A 20,391-nucleotide genomic window follows, 5' to 3' on the forward strand; every position below is an offset into this window, starting at 1 on the left:
AGTACATTTAAATAAAAAAAATGCTTCCTCTTTTTCCTTTAGAACTAGTGGTGTATCCTGGTGAACGCCTGCCTTTACACGTTTTTGAAAAACGATATCAACAATTAATCGCAGATTGCGAAACGCATCGTATTTCGTTTGGTGTTCCTACCTACATAAATAAAAAATTAGAATATGGTACCGAAGTAACGTTGCAAAAAGTAGCAAAACGTTATCCTGGAGGAGAGAGTGATGTGGTATGTGTAGGAACAAGAATCTTTAGGATCACACAATTTTATCAACAGTACCCAGGTAAATTATATCCAGGGGGAGAAGTAGAGTTTTTGGACGATAAAGATAATGGAGCAAAGGATCTTCAAGAAGAATTATTAAAAAACATAGCCATTCTATATGTAGAACTTACTATAGAAAACCCACCGATTTTCGATATTCCTTTTGTGAGTTATCAAGTGGCTCATAAAGTGGGGTTGGCTATGCATCAGGAATATCATCTATTGAAATTAAGAAGTGAGTTAGAAAGACTTAATTATCTTATTGGACATCTAAAGATTACTATTCCGGTAGTTAGAGAAATGAATCGCGCCAAAGAAGTTATTAAAATGAATGGTCATTTTAAGAATTTTGATCCTTTAGATTTTGATGATTTCAAGCTCTAATTTCTAAGTCGTATTTTTTGTGTAAAAGATTGGCACAGTAACTTCACTTTTCCTATTTTTGGAACTGCTTAAAAAGCGCAAATTTAACAGGCCTATAAGTGTCAAAAAATGGTCTGATAATAAATGTAATAACTAAAACAGATGAATTTACACGAGTATCAGGGTAAAGAAATATTAAGCAGCTTTGGCGTACGTATTCAACGTGGTATTGTTGCTCAAAATGCAAACGAAGCGGTAGCTGCTGCAAAACAATTAACTGCAGAAACAGGAACTGGGTGGCATGTGATTAAAGCACAGGTTCACGCCGGTGGGCGCGGTAAAGGAGGGGGAGTGAAACTCGCCAAAAATCTTCAAGAAGTAGAGGAAATTGCAGAACAAATCATAGGAATGAATTTGATTACTCCTCAAACTTCTGCAGAAGGTAAAAAAGTACATCAGGTTTTAGTAGCAGAAGATGTGTATTATCCTGGCGATAGTGAACCGGACGAATTCTACATGTCTGTTTTATTGAATCGTACTTCAGGTCGTAATATGATCATGTATTCTACTGAAGGAGGTATGGATATCGAAACTGTAGCCGAAGAAACTCCTCATTTAATCTTTACAGAAGAAATTGATCCTTCTGTTGGAATACTTCCTTTTCAAGCAAGAAGAGTTGCTTTTAACTTAGGTTTGAGTGGTTCTGCTTTTAAAGAAATGACCAAGTTTGTGATGGCGCTATATACAGCATATGTAAAGTCTGATGCTTCTCTATTTGAAATTAATCCTGTATTGAAAACTAGTGATGATAAAATCATGGCTGTAGATGCAAAGGTTACTTTAGATGATAATGCCTTGTATAGACATAAGAACTATGTTGACATGAGAGATATCAGAGAAGAAAATCCCATTGAAGTTGAAGCTAAAGAAGTTGGTCTTAACTATGTAGATCTAGACGGAAATGTTGGTTGTATGGTAAATGGTGCAGGCCTTGCAATGGCAACTATGGATTTGATAAAGCAAGCAGGGGGAGAGCCAGCAAACTTCTTAGATGTTGGAGGAACAGCAGATGCTAAGCGTGTGGAAACTGCGTTTAGAATTATTCTTAAAGATCCTAACGTAAAGGCTATCTTGATCAATATTTTTGGAGGAATTGTAAGATGTGATCGTGTAGCACAGGGTGTTGTAGATGCCTACAAGAATATGGGAGATGCGATCAACGTTCCGATCATTGTGCGTTTACAAGGTACTAATGCAGATATTGCTAAAGAATTGATTGATAACAGTGGATTAGACGTACAGAGCGCTGTGCAGTTCCAGGAAGCTGCTGATAAAGTTCAAGCTGTTTTGGCATAAAGAAATAAAATTTTATATATGTAAAAGCGGTCATTCTAGGCCGCTTTTTTTATTAACCTTATTTAATATACATATGTCTTTAGAAATTTCTGAAATTGTAGAGAAGTTAGCGTTAACTCCTCATCCTGAAGGAGGGTTTTATAAAGAAACTTATAGAAGTAAAGAGACGATATCTCAAGAAGAACTTTATCCTAATTTTGAGGGAAGTCGTAATTATAGCACAGGGATTTATTTTTTGTTGACTTCAGATAATTTTTCGGCTTTTCATAGAATCAAACAAGATGAAATGTGGCATTTTTATATGGGTTCTCCTCTTTTTGTGCATGTGATTTATCAAGATGGTACATATAAAAGGTATACGTTGGGGACGGATTTTTATAATATGCAAATGCCTCAATTGGTGGTTCCGGCAGGTTGTTGGTTCGCTTCAAGTGTGAAACATAATGAAGCATACTCTTTGGTAGGTTGTACCGTGGCTCCCGGGTTTGATTTTGATGATTTTGAACTAGCGGAGAGAAATAAGTTGATTTCAGAATTTCCTGAGCATAAAACTGTGATTACTGAATTAACACGGGTATAAAAAAGCTGGTAACTAGTTACCAGCTTTTTTAGTTTTAATTTCTAGCTCTTTTTGGGTATGAAGGGCGTTTTGGTTCTTTAAGAGGGTTTTCTTGTAGTTTCTTAAGAATTACATCAATAGCTTTGTCTAATTGAGGATCCTCTCCATTAATTACTTTTGATGGGAGTTGTTCTATTTCTATGTCTGGAGCTACACCGACATTTTCTACAATAAACCCATCTTCTGTCCAAATCGCAACGTTAGGAGCAGTAACACTAGCCCCATCAATAAATTCTGGGAACCCTAAAATACCTACTAGTCCACCCCAAGTGCGTTTTCCTATCATAGTACCTACATTAAATTTTTTGAACATCCATGGGAACATATCACCTCCAGAACCAGCAGTTTCGTCAATTAAAAGAACTTTTGGCCCCTGTATAGAGGCGCTCGGGGTTTTAAGATCTTTACCATATCTAAAGTTCCAATGAGATTGGTATGGATTAAGTAGAAGGTTGATGTAATAATCTGAGATTTGCCCTCCTCCGTTAAATCGTTCGTCAATAATTATTGCTTTTTTATTAGCCTGAGGATAAAAATACCTTTTAAAATATTCATGTCCAGCTGTAGTAGTGTTTGGTACGTAAACATAAGCTACTTGCCCATTGGTAGCTTCGTGTACTTTCTTTAAGTTACCTTCTACCCAGTCTCTATTCCTTAGGGCAGATTCATTGCCGATAGGAGTAATTTTAAGAGTTCTAGAGTTTGAATAGTTTGGAGTTGGACCTACTGTAATTTCTACTATTTTATCGGCCGTGTTTTCAAAGTGATTAAAAATGTTATCTGTTGCATTTAAATCTTTTCCGTTTACTGCAAGTAGATATTCTCCCTTTTTTACATCTATCCCTGGTCCGCTAAGTGGTGCACGCATTTTTGGATTCCAGTTTAGGCCTCCGTATATTTTTTTGAAACGGTATCTATTGTTTTCAATGCTATAATCAGCCCCAAGTAAGCCACCTGGTATTCTTTTGGGGATATTTAGCCTTTCGCCTCGTCCTACCATTCTATGATGTCCAACAGAAAGCTCGCTAAACATCCATTGCATGACTCTATCAAGATCGCCTCTGGTTGTTAAATGAGGTAAAAAGACTTCATATTTATTTTTTACTCCTTTCCAGTCTGATCCATGCATTCCCGGGTCATAGAAGTAATCACGATTAATACGCCATGCTTCTTTAAAAATGTTTTTCCATTCTAAAGAAGGTGTCATTTTTACTTGAATAGCGCTAATGTTTAGTGTTTCATTGCCGTTTGTCGGTTTTTTCCCTGTTTCTGTTATTCCCCATTTATTCTTAGTGGTATACAACATTTTCTTTCCATTAGAAGAAATCATATAATTATCAAGCTTCATGACTTCAGAATCCTTTTGCTCTTTAATGTCATACATGTGAAGGGTAGGTGTTGTTTCAAAATCGTTTTGACTCCCTGAGATATATAGTAATTTATCACTTTCACCAGAACCGAGGTTGTAATAGAAACCTGGTTTTACAGGTAGGTCTACAATTCTGTTTTGTATTCCGTTTATATCAATTTGAACAGGTTTTACAGTGTCTTTTTGATCTTTTTTATCGTCCTTGTTGTTAGAATCTTCTTCTTTAGATTCTTCTTCATCACTTTCTTTTTCGAAAGGGGATAAGGTGTTTTTTTGGAGTGTAACTAGGTATAATGAAGTGGTTAATGTCATGTCTTGGTTAGACTGGTCAAACCAGTTTACCACCGGTCCAGCATCTGTAGATGCAGTAAAATATATGTATTTGCCGTTACGATCAAAAACAGGATCACTTGCATTGCTCAAGCCATCGGTTATGGCATATGATTTATTTTGAGATATCGAGTAAAGATACAATTGCTCAAAATTGCTATCTATAATTTTAGAATATACAATCCATTTTGAGTCTGATGACCAATCACCAAATAGGTTTCTGAAAGCGCCAGGAAAATAATATTCATCGGTGTCAATTTTGGTCATTTTTTTTGTGTCAATATCAAATATATATAAGCTTCTTCCATTGTCAGAAAAACTTATTTTTTTTCCATCTGGAGACCAGCTGGTAAATGCATAGAAGCCTGTTCCTGATAGCTTAAAGGTTTGCGTTTTTCCCTTATTGTCTTGTTGTTTAATATGTAATTCATATTCGCCTGATGCATCAGAAAAATAAGCGACATGCTTTCCGTCGGGAGACCATGAAGGGTATTTTTCATGAGCACCTGCGCTAGAAGTAATATTTCTTGGGTCTCCTTTGTCTGCGGGCACGGTAATGATTTCACCTCTATAATCAAATACTGCTCTTTTTCCGGTTGGTGATATATGAGCAGAGCGGATGTATCGATCTCCTTTAATATATCGATCTCTCAATTCGAGTAAATCTGTTGCGATTCCAATGGTTAGCTTCGAACTACTTTTTTGAGCAATATCGTATGTGTGAAGATAGCCAGCTTGTTCGAAGATTATTTTGTTTTGATTTAATTTAGCATTAAGGATGGGGAAATCATCAAATTGAGTAAGCTGTTCAATAGTTTTTGAGGTAGTGTTGTATGAATACAAGTTGAATTCTCCATTTCGATCACTTAGGAAAAATACATTATCATTTTTCCACATGGGTTGAACATCATTACTTCCTCCATTTGGTTGTGGTATTTTTACTATAGATTTATCTGCAAAAGAAAATAACCATATATTGGCGATTGTACCTCCTCTATAATTTTTCCATTGCTGAAATCTTTCTCGAATTGGAGTGTAAGCCATTTGAGTGCCATCGGGAGAATACGTAGCATGCCAGGCATTGGGTATTTCTAACTCTTTAGGAAAACCTCCGTCGATATTAACTTGGTAGAGTTTTGCATATCGTCGAGTATGTATGGCTCTCTGAGAATTGAACAATACAGATTTTCCATCGGGAGAAAAACCTAGTGTGATGTCATCTCCGGGGTGCCAGGTTAGTCGTTTAGGAATTCCTCCCGTGGTAGGAAGAATATAAACGTCTACGTTGCCATCGTACTGTGCGCTAAAAGCTATATGCTTTCCATCTGGAGAGAAAACCGGATTAGACTCTATGCCTTTGTCAATGGTAAGCCTTTTAGGTTGTGAACCATCTAAGTTAGCAATCCATAGATCTTCGGCATAAATGAAGGCTATATTTGTTTGACTAATAGCGGGTTGTTGCATCATTCTTGTATTGACAGGGTCAATAGGAAAAGAATATAATGGAATGCAAAGAAAAAATAAAAGTAGTTTTGAAAGTGTGAGTTTTAACTTGATCATAATAGGTGTGATTGATAAACTTTATTGCATTGTTTGCAGAAGGGAAAATACACCTTTTGTAAAAGGCTTGTTGTTAACTAAAACCTAAAAACCAGTCAATAATGAATATTTACTACTTTTTGATGATATAATTGATGCTTACCGTTGCTAAATCTGAATTCGGAAACTTCGAAAAATAGCGTTCATCACTTTTTAATCCAACTTCATCTATTGTTTTTAGAAAACTGTCAATCTCCAGGATATACTGATCAGAGAATCCATGTGTTGCATCGTAGGCCGTTGCGGCAGTTTTTCCTAAATTTTTAGCAGTAAGATCCGGAGAGATGGTGTGTAATTCGATAACAATAAGTCCAAACTTTGAAATATGTGGAGCCCATTTTTTAAAATGATCTTTTAAGTTACGTTCTACATCATCATTATGTAATTTTTTACCTCTATATGAAAAAGCTCCTGTAGATATACTGGGAGCGTTTAACTCCGATATTGGTTCGCTCCAGATTCTGTTATGATCTAGAAAAGTTCTAACGGACAAGAGGTCTTTAAGTTCGATATTATAGTTTTTTTTCAAATCTGTTTGTAGCAAATTGGGATCACTAATGTCTCCCCAGATCACTTTGGCCCAGATATCTGCCTGAATTAGGTTGGCACGAGTTACTTTTAACGCGGCTTTATTGTAATCTGCTCCAACCAAAAACAATGGGTAGTCATCTAGATGTTTACCTCTCAAAGTTTTTGATTCGATGACTTCGAAAAGATGAATTAAAAAAGCGCCATTACCACATCCCATATCTAAGATACCTTTTGGTTGTTCTTCTAAAGGTTTGTTGAAAAGACTAATAATAATTTCATCTATCTTTTTAAAATAGGAGGCGTGAGCACCGCCGCTACCCCAAACATTCATTTCTCGATCTACGTGGGTTTCTTCTTCGCTCTTAGTATTCCATAGTGTATTGGGATCTCCAAACAAGAGTTCATCTATTTTTCTAAACATTGGAATATAGGAAACCGTCACCCCGTAGGCAGAGGCTCTTTTTGCGAAAAATAACCCTTTCTCGGTAAACGTGTAGTGATCGTTAGATTTACTAAACCACCCTAGTGAACATAAAAACGTAAGAATAGTATTAAAACTTTCCGGGAAACGATGGTATTCATCCGCTCTAAAAGAAGCTTCCATGAAATATTTGTGAAACATCCCACCCATGCCTAAATGTACAGTAGTTGGGCCAACCAAAATGCCTTCAATATGCTTGAGAATTTGATTCTGAATTTTAGTGGTAAGTATATCTTTGCTTTCTTCGAGGTTAAATCGATTCTGGTATTTGATAAATAATTTTTCCAGTTTATGAAAGGGGTCCAATTCAAACTTTCTAGGATGAAATTTACCTGAATATTCTAATAGGTCTACCATATCTTTGTAGAGGTAAAAATTGTTAAATGCTATATTAGTATTTTCATTTACACCTATAAAGGTTTGGTCTTTGTCTACTTTGTAATTCAACCAACCTTGAGACCCTAAAATTCTTAATGCTACATTAAGGTATCCTTCATTTGCTTTACAAGATTTTGCAATAGCAGCGATTGTGGTTTCTTGTTGTTGTAATATATGTTTTGTTATTCCATTTTTAAATAAAGAATATGCAATTGGAGCTGTTGCGATTCCATCTAAATGACGAAACAATTCTTCTCGAAATAATTGTTTTTCGGTAGTTGTTAGCATATATACTTAATTAAGTGGTTGTTTGAATTAGTTCCCACCAAATTAAGCATTTATTTTTAAGTGTAAAGTGTTATTTTGGGTTGTCTTTTGAAGAGTTTGGTTTCTTTTTTTCTGGCATAGGTCCTCGAAGGTGAATGATAAGTCCGTTCAGAAAATTTCTTAGAATCTGATCACCACATTCCATGTACTTGGGATGGTTTTCATTTCTGAAAAATGCACCTAATTCGCTTTTAGTTACTTTAAAATCTACCAGTGCGCAAATCTTCACGATATCATCGTCTCTCAATTTGTGTGCAACACGTAATTTCTTAAAAATGTCGTTATTGGTTAAACCCATGGTGCAAATGTAAGTTTTGTTTTTAAAAACTGATTATATATAAATTGAAATTTATTATTTTCGGCGCAAAAGTAATCTATTCATGTATAGTAAAGAGGAAAAATTAAGTTTGCTTTCTGAAATGATTCAGTTTGCAAGAGCTGATAAGAATTTTAAAGAGGAGGAATATAATTTTATTGTGGCTGTAGCTTCACAGTTAGGGGTTTCAAAAGAAGAAGTTGAAGATTTAAAAGAGAATAATGTGGAGCAAAAGAGTTTGCAGCCAGAATCACAAAGAATTCTACAGTTTCATAGATTAGTATTGTTAATGAATGTAGATCAGGAAACCTCACCACTTGAAGTTCGTGATATTAAAGATATTGGTTTGCGTATGGGGTTGCGACCAGAAGCTATTGATACTGTTTTAGCCGAAATGCATAATTATCCTAATAAGGTAATCCCACCAAATAAGCTTATAGAAATTTTTACAAGATTTTATAACTAGAAATAATAATACAGCTATAGTTAGAAACCTATCAGTAATTCTGATAGGTTTTTTTATACAAATTGTCATACTTGGCCTAAGTAAAATTGTCATTATGTCATTGTTTTGAGTGATATAAATGACAAAATGTCTTGTTTTTAGCAATGGAACTCAAATTGCTATAGATAGGTTGAATTAGAAATTAAGATTAACCTTAAAAATTACAATACAATGAGTTTAATAAAAAGAACAGACAGATTACCATTCCTTTTTGATGATTTTCTAAATACCGATTGGTTCGGGGGAACAAATGTGAGTAAAATAGGATTTAATACTCCGGCAGTAAATATTAAAGAATCAGATAATGACTTTACCATAGAACTTGCTGCACCTGGACTAGCAAAAGAAGATTTTAATATAGAGTTGGATAATGAGGTATTACACATTTCTTCTGAGGTAAAATCTGAAAAGGAGACTAAAGAAGCAAGAAAATATACCAGAAAAGAATTTGGATACCGTTCATTTAAACGGTCTTTTAATTTACCAGATACGGTAAATGCTACAGGAATTGAAGCATCGTACGAAAATGGTGTGCTAGAAGTAGCTATTCCTAAAAAAGAAGAAGCAAAGGTTCAACCCAAAAGGTTGATTGAGATTTCATAATTTGATTTGAGATTTGTTTAGTTAATTAATGTTTGAAAAAAACGCCCTGCGCTGGGGCGTTTTTTTATTCTTCAAACTTTGTTTTTTGCAATCATAATATTTGCAACAATTAAATTGGGAACCCATGCGAGCCAGGCGACAATTTTATATGCTAAGATAAAGCTGCCAAAAATGGGAATCAATATAGGTAACCATATCCTAAGTGTGACTGCTGCAAAGCAAGCGGCATAACTGTATATCATCATACGTTGGTGTGCAATTATGTTTCCAGATTTTATTTGTGTATATGCTTTATAAGTGGTGAATACCCAAATAACACCAAGACTTATAAACCCAAGGGCAGCAATAATACCACCCGTTGCAAAATACCCAATGTAAATTCCCGAAACACCACTCATTAGAGCCGACACAACGTATATCTTACCAAGAGTTCTATGTGTATTTAATCTTTTGGATCTTAGTTTTTTACTGAACTGAGACCATCCAACGAGTAGAGCAATTCCTCCTAACATTATATGGCTGTAAAAAGCAGCATTCCAAATGGAATTAGATAACAGCTCTGTACTTTTTGAACTTAGAAGACCAAATTTGGGATCTAGAATAAAGTACATAATAGGATACAGGCCTATGAACAGACATGAGACGGCAAACAAAACCCAAATAATTTTTCGTGCTAAACGCATATTATAGGTCTAACCATTTTTTAAAATTAGAAGTACGTTCGCGAGAGACAATTACTTGCTCTTCTTCTTGAGGCTTAAGTTTTAATAATAGTCTACTGTTAAAATAACTATGTATTTCAATAACAGATTTTACTGAGACCATAAATTTTCTATTAATTCGAAAGAACTGAACAGGATCTAATATATCTTCCAATTGGTCGATAGAATATTCAATTGGATATTGCTGTCCGTTGTGGGCATATAAAAAAATAACTCCATCATGTGATTTGAAATATGCAATATCTTCAACACCAAAGGTGTTAAAATGATTACCTACTTTAATCATGAATCTTTTTTTATATTCTTTATTGAATATATTTTTAATTCGGGCCAGTTGATCTTCATCGATATATGGCGAAGTTTCTGTATGATTTTTACGGTATTTTGCTAGCGCTTTTTTTAAATCTTTCTTATCAATAGGTTTTAGTAAATAATCAAGACCATTATACTTGAAGCCGCGAATGGCATATTCATTATACGCAGTAGTAAATATTACCGGAGGGTGATCTTCCAAAAAATCAAGAATATCAAACCCATATCCGTCATTTAATTGTATGTCTAAAAAAATCAGATCTGGTAAGGGGTTGTTGTCAAACCATAGTTTGCCATTTTCTACAGAGGTGATTTGTCCGGTTATTTCTACCTCTGGAGCTAGTTCTCCAATTAAGTTGGCTAAACGCCTTGAAGCGATATTTTCATCTTCTATAATAACAGCAGTCATACTAAGAAACTTTTATAACGTTTATTTCTTGAATATCTCTAGGTAATAAAGGAATAGAAACTTTGAAGTATCCATTTTCAGTGTCTATCTCTACCTTCTGATTGGTATAAAATGCATATCTTTTTTTTATGTTCTTTAACCCTAATTTTGTAGAGTTTTCTTCTTTTTTTCTAATATGAATATTGTTTTGTATCACAATACTTTTCTTATCTATAGAAAGGATACTTATTTCTAAGGGTTTTTCTTTTGAAAAATAATTGTGTTTTAAGGCGTTTTCAACCAGCATCTGAAGTGATAACGTAGGAATTACAAATTCCTTGGGATCGACAGTAATATGACTTGTGATACTGAGTGCCCCTTCATGTCTTACATTCATCATAAAAATAAAAGAATCAAGAAATGTCAATTCCTTTTCCAAACTCACAAGATCTTCTTCACGATTGTCCAATATGTATCGGTAGCAAGAAGCAAGTCTAGAAACAAAATCTGAGGCCAAATCTCTATCTTCATACATTAAAGAAGTAAGCGTATTTAAACTATTGAAAAGAAAATGAGGGCTTATTTGATTCTTTAAAGATTTATATTTTGAAGTAACTACTTCTTTTTTCAATTTATTCATGGTGTTTTCCAATTCCTTTTTTTGCTGTAAAGCGAAGAAAAACATGTTAAACAGTATAGCAGCAAAACCTAAAATTACAGCTCTAAAAAAATCGATCCTAAATCGCAGCCATGGATTATCGGTATCTATTTTGCAAATGTGACCTAGCTCAAAAATGGCTAAATAGTATAGTAATGCGGCAATAGGCATTACAATTACTAAGTTTATTCCTAATATTCGAATTCCATTAGTGAAATCTAGTCCTTTATTAATGTTGTTTCGCATTTCTCTACGTATCAGCCAATCGTTAACTTCCCACGACAGCATAAGAAGGAAAAAAGCGCTGAAATAGTAAAAAATACCAGTTGCATCAAAAGCACTTCCGTCGTCATCGTGATCTATGGTTAGTTTCACCATAAAATAGATGATGTTCACAATCAAAAAACGAATGAGAAATTTTTTTATGTAGTTTTTCGAAATCATTGAATTCTAAATAATTGGTACGTATAAAGATACATAACTAAGTTTCAATACCTATTTCTATTACTACCAATTGTTAAATATTCTCTTGAACTGTATGAAATACGACTTGACCTGATGTGAGATAAACATCAAGGTTTTTTTTAGTATTTAAATCGGTTTTTTAGCAATACAAGAGTAAAATGCTCAATTCAGATAAAGTGGCTTTTGAGTTTTTTGTTATTAGTGCATTTTTGAGAAAAATCAAAAATCTCATGAAAAAAATTGTTCAAGTTTATTTTGTTTTGTTCGCATTTATCGCCAGTGCTCAAACAGGTATTATAAAAGGGTTAGTTATAGATAAACAATCTGAAAGTCCTTTGGTTGGGGCGACCATAGAACTCCTTAATGTAGAACAGACCAATGGGGTGATTACAGATATAGATGGTTATTTTACCTTAGAAAAAGTTCCCTTGGGGAGACAATCCATCAGGATAAGTTTTATAGGTTTTGAGTCTATAACTATCCCAAATATTGTGGTGACATCTGGTAAAGAGGCAGTGATTAATGTTGCCTTGACAGAATCTTTTGATCAGCTTGACGAAATTATTATTACTTCTGAAACCAATAAAGCTCAGGCGATTAATAAGCTTACATCAGTTTCAGCAAGACAATTTGGTCTTGAAGAAGTAACCAGATTTTCTGGAGGAAGGAGTGATGTAGGACGATTAGCGGCCAATTTTGCTGGAGTATCTGCACCCGATGATAGCAGAAATGATATTGTAGTGAGAGGAAATTCTCCAGTTGGACTTCTATGGCGATTGGAGGGTGTTCCTATTCCTAGTCCCAATCATTATTCAACATCGGGAACTACTGGTGGTCCAGTATCTGCTTTAAATCCTAACATGTTAAAGAATTCTGATTTTATTACTTCCGCGTTTCCATCAGAATATGGAAATGCAATTGGTGGAGTATTCGACCTAGGGTTTAGAAAAGGAAACCTCGATGAATATGAATATACTGGTCAAGTAGGAGTTTTTACAGGGGTAGAGGCCATGGCCGAAGGTCCCTTAGGGAAAAATAAGGGCTCTTTTCTGGTTGCAGGAAGATATTCCTTAGTAGGATTGTTAGGTGTTGGTGCAGGTGGTACATCAGCCACACCGAATTATTATGATGTATCTTTTAATATTGATTCGGGGAAAGGTAGCTTAGGAAGCTTTTCGTTATTTGGTATTATTGGGGCGTCGGATATAGAGTTTTTGGGAGATGATATAGATGAGGATGATCTTTTTGCCGCCGAGGATGAGAATACTTTTGTAGATTCTGGTTTTGGTGTAGTTGGTTTAAAGCATCAAATTAATTTAGGTAAGAACTCTTTCTTAAGAACAATTCTGGCAGGTTCATATGCTGTCAATGATTTTGTCGCAGATCGTTTTATCGATAAAGACACTTCTCAGGAAAGAGTTATAAGATATACTGAAGCCGATAATACCGAAACTCGTTATACATTTTCTACACTTTTTAACACCAAGCTTAGTAATAAAGCAACACTAAGAACTGGGGTTTTACTTGAAAACTTTCAATTAGAATCCTTAGAAAGAGATAGGTTAGAACAACCAGATAATGATGGAGATGGAGATCCAGATTTGTTTACGTTTACCGATATAGATGAAGGACTGAGCATAGTGCAACCGTATATTCAGGGACAATTTAGACTTACTCAAAACCTAACACTAAATGCAGGATTACATGGCCAATATAGTACATTGAATGAGCAATTTGTGATAGAACCTAGAGCCGGGTTGTCATTTAAAGCTGGACAAAATCATCGTATTAGTTTAGGATATGGATTACATCATCAACCAATCTCACTTCCTCTATTGTTTTTAAATGAAGAGGTAAACGGAGAGTTGGTACAAACCAATCTAGACTTAGATTTTGTACGTAGTAGTCATTATGTATTGGGTTATGATGTAAGGTTGGGTAAAAGTTGGCGGGGTAAAGTAGAAGTGTATTATCAGGATATAGATAAAGCAGCTATAGAACCTTTTTCTTCTAGCTACTCTTCACTTACAGAGGGAGCAGATTTTGGTTTTCAAAATGATCGGGTTTCTTTAGTCAATGAGGGTACAGGATTTAATCAAGGAATAGAACTTACTCTGGAGAAATTTTTTAGTGATGGGTATTATGGGTTGCTAACCACTTCTGTTTTTGAAAGTAAATATGAGGGGAGGGATGGTATAGAAAGAAACACGCCGTTTAACAATGGTTATGTATTTAACTTATTAGCTGGTAAAGAATTTCAGATGGGTAAGTCCAAGAAAGATGTGCTCTTTTTTGATACCAAATTAACCCTTTCTGGAGGAAGATATTTTACTCCAGTTAACCTGGAAGCTTCTCAGCAAGCTGGATTTGAAGTGTTAAGAGAGGATTTAGCATTTAGTGAACAAAACGATGATTATTTCAGGTTAGATGTGAAACTTGGGTATAAAATAAATAGTAAATCCAAAAAGAGATCTCATCAATTCTATCTAGACCTTCAAAATGTTACTAATAATGAAAACATATTTGTACGCAGATATAATAGACTGACTAATCAAGTAGATCAAGTAGATCAAATAGGCTTTTTCCCAGATTTCGGGTATAGATTTCAGTTTTAAAAGGTGAATGTATTGAATAAAGTAGGTTTGTTTTAACTCCTTCTCTTGACTTTTTTTCTAATTCTCCCATACCCCGGTTGAGAGGAGGAGTTGTTTTTAATACTTATCTCAATGATAAAAAAGATTCAAATAGTAGCCATTATTGTATTTCTATTAATGTGGGTCTATTACAGAAAATTAATAAAAATAGTATATTCATAAAGAAGAAGTTCATGAAAAAAATACTAGTAAATATTTTTGTTTTATGCATTTGCCTATTAGGATTTGTGCAAATCAAGGGTCAACCCTCAAAAAAAGATTTTATGAAAAGTGAACTAAACAAAATCGAGAAATATTTGATTTATAGAGATAGCCTTAATGAAGAGGTGTCTAGAGTTGCCGTGGCATGGCACTTAGATCATAGCTTAAAGGTGATTAATGGGATTTGTGATTCCCTGCATAAATCAGATCCCGAAGCATATGTTAGAAAATTCAATATGCCTAGATTATTATCATTTACCTTGGGGTATATTCCAAGAGGTAGGGCTCAGGCTCCTCAATCTGTTTTACCTCCGGATACCATAAAAACAGATGATATCGTACTTCAATTGTCGATGGCTCGGGACAAATTAAAACATATAGGTAATTTAGATGACCATTCAAATTTTAAACACCCTGTTTTTGATCGCTTAAATAAAAAGCAGGCTAAGAGATTTATAGAAATTCATACAAGGCATCATCTTAAAATCGTAAAAGATATCTTGAAAGAGTAATCTTCTTATACCATTGTTTTATTTGCATAAGAAGCTTTTTCAAAGTCTCGTATGTTTATTGATAGTATAGGAACGTCAGGGAACATTTGTTTTAGTATAGTAACAATCTCTTTAGAAAGGTTGGCCTTTTGTTCATTAGTTCTGCCTTCCATGATGTTTCCAAATACATGAATAAAATCTTGATGAGTACCACCAACAGTATAATATTTAAAAGGGTTTATTCTTACTTTTATATCACCTTTTGCAAATAGTCCAGTAGATTCTGCAGCATTATAAACGGTTTCTATGATTTCTTGAGGAGACTTCAATTCGATAATACGTTCAGAACAGTCTAATATAAAATGTGGCATGTTTGCGTTTTAATTATTTTGAAAATAAATTTCAATCTGAGTAATTATTTTTTCTTTTTCAGGATCTGGTAACCAACTAGCTTTAAAACTATTGATGACCAATTGTGTAATATCTTTTTTGGAAAGATGCAAGGCCTTTGCGATCTCGATATAATTTTCATTCATATATCCACCAAAGTATGCAGGATCATCAGAATTCACAGTAACCAGAAGGTTATTATCCATCATCTTGAGTATTGGGTGATTTCTCAGATCATCTACTACTTTAAGTTCCAGATTCGATAGCGGACAAACAGTAAGCGGTATTTGTTTTTTTGCTAATTGTTTTACCAAATTAATATCATCTAAACAGCGATTACCATGATCTATTCGAGTAACTTTAAGAAGATTGAGAGCTTCCCAAATGTACTCGGCTGGACCTTCTTCACCGGCATGAGCAACAGTAATAAAACCTTCAGATCTTGCTTTCTCAAAAACACGTTCAAATTTGGAAGGAGGATTTCCTAATTCTGAGGAATCTAGACCAACACCGCTAATCCATTTTTTATAGGGTAGAGCTTGTTCTAGTGTTTTAAAAGCAGCTTCTTCGCTCAGATGTCTTAAAAAAGACATGATGAGTTTAAAACTAATACCATATTTTGATTGTCCTTCTTCTAGAGCTTTATAAATTCCAGTAATAACGGTATCAAAAGGAATGCCTCGATCTGTATGGGTTTGAGGATCAAAAAATATTTCTACATGAACTACATTCTGCTCATGTACTTTTGTAAGATACGCCCAGGTTAGATCATAAAAATCCTGTTCATTAACCAAAACATTGGCTCCTTCATAATAAATGTCCAAGAACTCCTGTAAATTGTTAAAGCGGTACGCTTTTTTTAATTCTTCTACCGAGTTATACTTGATTTCTTTATGATTTCTACTGGCAATTTCGAACATCAATTCCGGTTCAAATGTACCTTCTATATGCAAGTGAAGTTCTGCTTTTGGAATTCCTTTAATAAATTCTTCTACATCCATAATCTCTAAATAATTGTGAGGAGTGGTTATACCTTTTGATCTTGAATTTTACCTTGCAACATTTTGATCTCATCTCTCAATCGTGCAGCAGTTATAAAGTCTAATTCTTTAGCTGCTTTTTCCATTTCTTTGCGAACGTTTCTGATTCTATTTTCTAATTGTTCTTTGGTGAAGTAAGCTGTCTCTTCTTCGGCGGCTTGAAGGGTTGGGGCATTTTCAAACTTATAGGGTTCTGCTTTTTTTCCAGCCAATGCATTATCCAGAGATTTTTTAATTGCCTTTGGAGTTACTCCATGTTTGGTATTGTAGGCAATCTGTTTTTCTCGACGATATTCTGTAGCATCAATAGTTTTTTGCATACTATCTGTGATTTTATCGGCATACATAATTGCTTTCCCATTTACATTTCTTGCTGCTCTCCCTACCGTTTGTACCAAAGAGCGATTATTTCTTAAAAAACCTTCTTTATCTGCATCAAGAATAGCTACAAGGGAAACTTCTGGTAAATCTAATCCTTCTCTAAGTAGATTTACTCCTATGAGTACGTCAAAAATTCCTTTTCTGAGATCTTGCATGATTTCGACGCGTTCCAAAGTATCTACATCACTATGTATATATCGGCATCGAATATCTATTCTCGTCAGGTACTTAGCTAATTCTTCTGCCATTCTTTTGGTAAGTGTAGTTACCAAAATACGTTCGTCCTTATCAATACGTTGTTGCATTTCTTCTATCAAATCATCGATTTGATTTAGACTTGGTCGTACTTCAATTTCAGGGTCTAATAACCCAGTTGGGCGTATAATTTGTTCTACAAAAGCTCCTTCAGTTTTTTGTAATTCATAATCGGCGGGAGTTGCGCTTATATAAATTACCTGATTTTGCAATGCCTCTAGTTCTTCAAATTTTAATGGCCTGTTATCCATTGCAGCAGGAAGTCGAAAACCAAATTCTACAAGATTTTCTTTTCTTGACCTATCACCACCGTACATTGCGTGTGTTTGTGGAATGGTAACATGACTTTCATCAACAATCATTAGATAATCATCTGGGAAATAATCTAGCAGGCAGAATGGTCTTGTTCCCGGTTCTCTTCCATCGAGATATCTGGAATAATTCTCGATTCCAGAACAATATCCTAATTCCTTAATCATTTCTAAGTCAAAATTAGTGCGTTCCTCCAATCTCTTGGCTTCAAGATGTTTTCCAATTTCTTTAAAATATTCTACCTGTTTTCCTAAGTCCAATGCAATTTGATCAATAGCATTGTGAAGGATTTCAGGAGAAGTAACAAACATATTCGCAGGATAAATATTTAATCGATCATATTTTTCGATCACATTATTCGTTTGTACATCAAAAGCTTCGATCTCTTCTATTTCATCACCAAAAAAATGCACTCTGTAGGCATCATCGGCATAGCTGGGAAAAATATCTACAGTATCTCCTTTAATCCTAAAATTTCCATGTTTAAACTCTCCTTCTGTTCGTGAATATAAACTTTGCACTAAACGGTGAAGTAATGCTGTTCTAGATACAAATTGCCCTTCCTGAATTGAGATAACATTTTTTTGAAATTCTGCAGGGTTACCTATACCATATAAACAAGAAACTGATGCAACGACCAATACATCTCTTCTTCCCGAGAGTAATGATGAGGTTGCACTTAATCGCATTTTTTCAATCTCATCATTAATAGAAAGGTCTTTTTCTATATACGTTCCGGTAGTTGGGATATATGCTTCTGGTTGGTAATAATCGTAATAAGAAACAAAATACTCAATTGCATTGTTTGGAAAAAATTGCTTAAACTCAGAATACAACTGTGCTGCAAGCGTTTTGTTATGAGCCAATACTAGTGTAGGTCGTTGCAGGCGTGATACTACATTGGCCGCGGTAAATGTTTTTCCAGATCCTGTAACACCTAATAAGGTTTGGTATTTTTCTCCAGATGATATGGCACTTACCAATTGTTCGATAGCATCAGGCTGGTCTCCTGTAGGTTTAAATTCAGATATTAGTTCGAACTTCATACTTCCCTTTTCTTTTAAAAATAAAGATACACAATCATATACCATTCTTGCTATATCTTTTTCCTTAAAATATTAATAAAAAAAGCCGTTTAAAAAATTAAACGGCCAATGGTAAAGTAAATCGGGAAACTACTCAAAACTCTTTATTTTTTTCCTAATTTCTTTACGCATTAAATCTTTTACGTGCTTACAAGGGACTCTTTTTCCGTCATACCTGTTAAAAACTACCTCATTATTGATTCCGCTTTTTTCTATGGGGGAACTGCCAAGTCCAAATCCAACTTTGATATTTTTTCTAAAGTTTTCTCGGAAATTTATAAATTCATTTTCTCCGAATAATTGATGCATTTTGTGTAATGCTCCAGAACTTTTGGTATTCAAATTAGGTAAGTTTTCTTGGGTTACATAGGTAGCGACAACTTCGGCGATGTCTTCGGCGATATTAGTCTTCGCATATTCGGTAACATATTTTGGTTCCTCATATTCTGGCGCCGTTGGAATGTAGAAAGAGTTGTTGAATTTGTTTAAATGAGCGTCGTTAAGAGCGCACCCTTCAGAGATAAATAAGTTGTTGCAATTTGCTTCTTCAATGGTAGCATCAAACTGAAGTTTTCTCGCCAGGGTGATGATATGACCTGCTTCATGAGCAAGGATGTATCCATATATTCCATTCTCATTATACTTTATCGTCGAGATACCATTTTCTCCTCCTTCAAAAAATGCAAAAGCCAAATTCATCCCCATGGTCCATTCATTGATATTACCTTGAATGGTATTTTGATCCTGGCCGTTAAATACGAATCCGCCTAATCCACTATTCTCTAAGAAAAGTAATAAGAAGGTTTTTATTTTATTCTCAGCTGGTAATATAGAATTAACGTATTTAACATCATCCATAATTTTTTTATACCCCCCGTCGACTACCTCTTTTAACGTAGTAAATTCAGATGAAAGAAGTCCGTTAGTTACTGCTTTTAGCGTATAATCGTTGTTTTCATCAAAAACAAATTCCATCAAGGCTCCTTCCTGAGTTTCTTCAGGATCATCATTGTCCTTTATAGAAAGTTTAATGTTAAGATCTTCTTTTCCGATATCGAGATTGGGAGATTTATTTGAGAAAGCAAGTTCAACGTCTTCAAATAGAATTTCTTTGTTTTGATCGTCGTTGGTCTGCATTCTTACTTTCAGAGATTGTTTGCCCTTCGGAAATTTGATCTGTAGTTTGTTTGATTCGCTCAACCAATTAACACCATCTGTACTGTACTCAAATTCTTTTTTTAAATCATCATCATTGATGTAAGTCGCTTTATTGGTATTTGTAAATATACCTTCCAGGATGAGGTCTTCTGAAAAAGCTTTAGATAAATTGAGGTTAATTATAAATGGTTTCCCTTCATTAACCGAGATTCCATTGCTTTCAAGGGATAATACGGCAGCCAAATTGGTTGGGATAAATGGGTTGCCAGAAGTGTCGTCGTCATTGCTGCAGCCGGTAATTGTAAATAAAGTACACAGTACTAAATAAAAAAAACATTTTTGCATGATTTTAATTTTTGAAAGGTTAATAATGAATTTAAGAGCTGATGGGTGTGTTAATTGTTTAGGATATGTATGTTCACTGTGGTTTCGATCTTTTTAATAAGATTCAATAGATTTTGAGGTACGTTTTTGCTTCCTTTTATGCGAATGGTGTCTTTGTCGTAAATCAAAAGTTTTTCGGGAAAATCTCTAAGATTGGCATTGTAGGTTTTGTTCGTATGGTCTATTTGGTCATATAAATTGAAGATTTCAACTGTTGTTTTTTTAGGAATATTTATATTGATGTTGCCAGTCTGGTTTACATTTTTATGACCTGTAAACGATGCATTCCCTCCAGATGAAAGGGTAAAAGAATATACCGGGCATTTTCCAAAACAAGCCTTGGTGATGTAAGTAATCGAATGAGACGATGCGGTGTCATGATTACTTTTACAGCCTATTAAAAGAATAGAAATTACTATATATGTTACCATAGTGTATTTTGAAAA

General features: G+C 34.5%; 18 protein-coding genes. 7 read left to right on the top strand and 11 right to left on the bottom strand.

The window, feature by feature from the left end; genetic code table 11:
- The first annotated feature begins 20 nt into the window (after positions 1 to 20).
- The 3 genes from M0D21_RS10880 (at position 21) to M0D21_RS10890 (ending at position 2,571) form a co-directional block, all read left to right on the top strand.
- On the top strand, positions 21 to 656 hold the full coding sequence (locus M0D21_RS10880; protein WP_248329326.1) for an LON peptidase substrate-binding domain-containing protein: 636 nt from the start codon (positions 21 to 23) through the stop codon (positions 654 to 656).
- A gap of 141 nt (positions 657 to 797) precedes the next feature.
- Entirely contained in the window at positions 798 to 1,991 is a 1,194-nt protein-coding gene (gene sucC / locus M0D21_RS10885; protein ID WP_248329328.1) for an ADP-forming succinate--CoA ligase subunit beta, read from the top strand.
- 73 nt (positions 1,992 to 2,064) lie between these two features.
- Positions 2,065 to 2,571 (top strand): cupin domain-containing protein, encoded by a 507-nt coding sequence (locus M0D21_RS10890; RefSeq protein ID WP_248329330.1) that lies wholly within the window; start codon positions 2,065 to 2,067, stop codon positions 2,569 to 2,571.
- 34 nt (positions 2,572 to 2,605) lie between these two features.
- Here M0D21_RS10890 and M0D21_RS10895 read toward each other — a convergent pair whose 3' ends face one another.
- The 3 genes from M0D21_RS10895 to M0D21_RS10905 form a co-directional block, all read right to left on the bottom strand.
- On the bottom strand, positions 2,606 to 5,869 hold the full coding sequence (locus M0D21_RS10895; RefSeq protein WP_248329332.1) for a S41 family peptidase: 3,264 nt from the start codon (positions 5,867 to 5,869) through the stop codon (positions 2,606 to 2,608).
- 112 nt (positions 5,870 to 5,981) lie between these two features.
- Positions 5,982 to 7,586, bottom strand: coding sequence for a class I SAM-dependent methyltransferase (locus M0D21_RS10900; RefSeq protein WP_248329334.1), 1,605 nt, complete (start codon positions 7,584 to 7,586; stop codon positions 5,982 to 5,984).
- A gap of 70 nt (positions 7,587 to 7,656) precedes the next feature.
- Positions 7,657 to 7,923, bottom strand: coding sequence for a DUF1456 family protein (locus M0D21_RS10905; RefSeq protein WP_248329336.1), 267 nt, complete (start codon positions 7,921 to 7,923; stop codon positions 7,657 to 7,659).
- An 82-nt stretch (positions 7,924 to 8,005) separates the two neighbouring features.
- Between M0D21_RS10905 and M0D21_RS10910 the strand changes: the two genes are divergently transcribed.
- Positions 8,006 to 8,407 (top strand): TerB family tellurite resistance protein, encoded by a 402-nt coding sequence (locus M0D21_RS10910; protein ID WP_248329338.1) that lies wholly within the window; start codon positions 8,006 to 8,008, stop codon positions 8,405 to 8,407.
- Between the two features lie 210 nt (positions 8,408 to 8,617).
- On the top strand, positions 8,618 to 9,049 hold the full coding sequence (locus M0D21_RS10915; protein WP_248329340.1) for an Hsp20/alpha crystallin family protein: 432 nt from the start codon (positions 8,618 to 8,620) through the stop codon (positions 9,047 to 9,049).
- A 71-nt stretch (positions 9,050 to 9,120) separates the two neighbouring features.
- Here the strand turns inward: M0D21_RS10915 and M0D21_RS10920 are convergent, their stop codons facing one another.
- The 3 genes from M0D21_RS10920 to M0D21_RS10930 are packed head-to-tail and all read right to left on the bottom strand — an operon-like array spanning position 9,121 to position 11,507.
- Positions 9,121 to 9,732 carry a DUF2306 domain-containing protein gene (locus M0D21_RS10920; protein WP_248329342.1) on the bottom strand — a complete coding sequence of 204 codons (612 nt, stop codon included), beginning with the start codon at positions 9,730 to 9,732 and terminating at the stop codon, positions 9,121 to 9,123.
- 1 nt (position 9,733) lies between these two features.
- Positions 9,734 to 10,492, bottom strand: coding sequence for a LytR/AlgR family response regulator transcription factor (locus M0D21_RS10925; protein WP_248329344.1), 759 nt, complete (start codon positions 10,490 to 10,492; stop codon positions 9,734 to 9,736).
- 1 nt (position 10,493) lies between these two features.
- Positions 10,494 to 11,507, bottom strand: a complete 1,014-nt coding sequence (locus tag M0D21_RS10930; RefSeq protein WP_248329346.1) for a sensor histidine kinase — start codon at positions 11,505 to 11,507, stop codon at positions 10,494 to 10,496.
- Between the two features lie 317 nt (positions 11,508 to 11,824).
- On the opposite strand from M0D21_RS10930, the gene M0D21_RS10935 reads away from it, so the two are divergent.
- Positions 11,825 to 14,209, top strand: coding sequence for a TonB-dependent receptor (locus tag M0D21_RS10935; protein ID WP_248329348.1), 2,385 nt, complete (start codon positions 11,825 to 11,827; stop codon positions 14,207 to 14,209).
- A 302-nt stretch (positions 14,210 to 14,511) separates the two neighbouring features.
- Complete coding sequence (locus M0D21_RS10940; protein ID WP_248329350.1) at positions 14,512 to 14,961, top strand: DUF1569 domain-containing protein; 450 nt, start codon at positions 14,512 to 14,514, stop codon at positions 14,959 to 14,961.
- Positions 14,962 to 14,966: 5 nt separating this feature from the next.
- Here the strand turns inward: M0D21_RS10940 and M0D21_RS10945 are convergent, their stop codons facing one another.
- The 5 genes from M0D21_RS10945 to M0D21_RS10965 form a co-directional block, all read right to left on the bottom strand.
- Entirely contained in the window at positions 14,967 to 15,311 is a 345-nt protein-coding gene (locus tag M0D21_RS10945) for a 5-carboxymethyl-2-hydroxymuconate Delta-isomerase (RefSeq protein ID WP_248329352.1), read from the bottom strand.
- Between the two features lie 9 nt (positions 15,312 to 15,320).
- Positions 15,321 to 16,331, bottom strand: coding sequence for an adenosine deaminase (locus M0D21_RS10950; protein ID WP_248329354.1), 1,011 nt, complete (start codon positions 16,329 to 16,331; stop codon positions 15,321 to 15,323).
- 26 nt (positions 16,332 to 16,357) lie between these two features.
- A complete protein-coding gene (gene uvrB, locus M0D21_RS10955) occupies positions 16,358 to 18,364 on the bottom strand; it encodes an excinuclease ABC subunit UvrB (RefSeq protein ID WP_248329356.1) in 2,007 nt (668 codons plus the stop codon).
- A 129-nt stretch (positions 18,365 to 18,493) separates the two neighbouring features.
- Positions 18,494 to 19,906, bottom strand: a complete 1,413-nt coding sequence (locus M0D21_RS10960) for a hypothetical protein (protein ID WP_248329358.1) — start codon at positions 19,904 to 19,906, stop codon at positions 18,494 to 18,496.
- A gap of 50 nt (positions 19,907 to 19,956) precedes the next feature.
- Entirely contained in the window at positions 19,957 to 20,376 is a 420-nt protein-coding gene (locus M0D21_RS10965; protein ID WP_248329360.1) for a DUF6438 domain-containing protein, read from the bottom strand.
- Positions 20,377 to 20,391 lie beyond the last annotated feature (15 nt).

The organism is Aquimarina acroporae, assembly GCF_023195925.1.
GTDB classification, from domain to species: domain Bacteria; phylum Bacteroidota; class Bacteroidia; order Flavobacteriales; family Flavobacteriaceae; genus Aquimarina; species Aquimarina acroporae.

Excerpts from the sequence above, each read along its gene's own strand:
- M0D21_RS10960 (WP_248329358.1), bottom strand. The coding sequence starts at position 19,906 with ATGCAAAAATGTTTTTTTTATTTAGTACTGTGTACTTTATTTACAATT.
- sucC (WP_248329328.1), top strand. The coding sequence starts at position 798 with ATGAATTTACACGAGTATCAGGGTAAAGAAATATTAAGCAGCTTTGGC.
- M0D21_RS10895 (WP_248329332.1), bottom strand. The coding sequence starts at position 5,869 with ATGATCAAGTTAAAACTCACACTTTCAAAACTACTTTTATTTTTTCTT.
- M0D21_RS10965 (WP_248329360.1), bottom strand. The coding sequence starts at position 20,376 with ATGGTAACATATATAGTAATTTCTATTCTTTTAATAGGCTGTAAAAGT.
- uvrB (WP_248329356.1), bottom strand. The coding sequence starts at position 18,364 with ATGAAGTTCGAACTAATATCTGAATTTAAACCTACAGGAGACCAGCCT.
- M0D21_RS10940 (WP_248329350.1), top strand. The coding sequence starts at position 14,512 with ATGAAAAGTGAACTAAACAAAATCGAGAAATATTTGATTTATAGAGAT.
- M0D21_RS10935 (WP_248329348.1), top strand. The coding sequence starts at position 11,825 with ATGAAAAAAATTGTTCAAGTTTATTTTGTTTTGTTCGCATTTATCGCC.
- M0D21_RS10945 (WP_248329352.1), bottom strand. The coding sequence starts at position 15,311 with ATGCCACATTTTATATTAGACTGTTCTGAACGTATTATCGAATTGAAG.
- M0D21_RS10910 (WP_248329338.1), top strand. The coding sequence starts at position 8,006 with ATGTATAGTAAAGAGGAAAAATTAAGTTTGCTTTCTGAAATGATTCAG.
- M0D21_RS10930 (WP_248329346.1), bottom strand. The coding sequence starts at position 11,507 with ATGGTGAAACTAACCATAGATCACGATGACGACGGAAGTGCTTTTGAT.
- M0D21_RS10950 (WP_248329354.1), bottom strand. The coding sequence starts at position 16,331 with ATGGATGTAGAAGAATTTATTAAAGGAATTCCAAAAGCAGAACTTCAC.
- M0D21_RS10890 (WP_248329330.1), top strand. The coding sequence starts at position 2,065 with ATGTCTTTAGAAATTTCTGAAATTGTAGAGAAGTTAGCGTTAACTCCT.
- M0D21_RS10915 (WP_248329340.1), top strand. The coding sequence starts at position 8,618 with ATGAGTTTAATAAAAAGAACAGACAGATTACCATTCCTTTTTGATGAT.
- M0D21_RS10920 (WP_248329342.1), bottom strand. The coding sequence starts at position 9,732 with ATGCGTTTAGCACGAAAAATTATTTGGGTTTTGTTTGCCGTCTCATGT.
- M0D21_RS10900 (WP_248329334.1), bottom strand. The coding sequence starts at position 7,586 with ATGCTAACAACTACCGAAAAACAATTATTTCGAGAAGAATTGTTTCGT.
- M0D21_RS10925 (WP_248329344.1), bottom strand. The coding sequence starts at position 10,492 with ATGACTGCTGTTATTATAGAAGATGAAAATATCGCTTCAAGGCGTTTA.
- M0D21_RS10880 (WP_248329326.1), top strand. The coding sequence starts at position 21 with ATGCTTCCTCTTTTTCCTTTAGAACTAGTGGTGTATCCTGGTGAACGC.
- M0D21_RS10905 (WP_248329336.1), bottom strand. The coding sequence starts at position 7,923 with ATGGGTTTAACCAATAACGACATTTTTAAGAAATTACGTGTTGCACAC.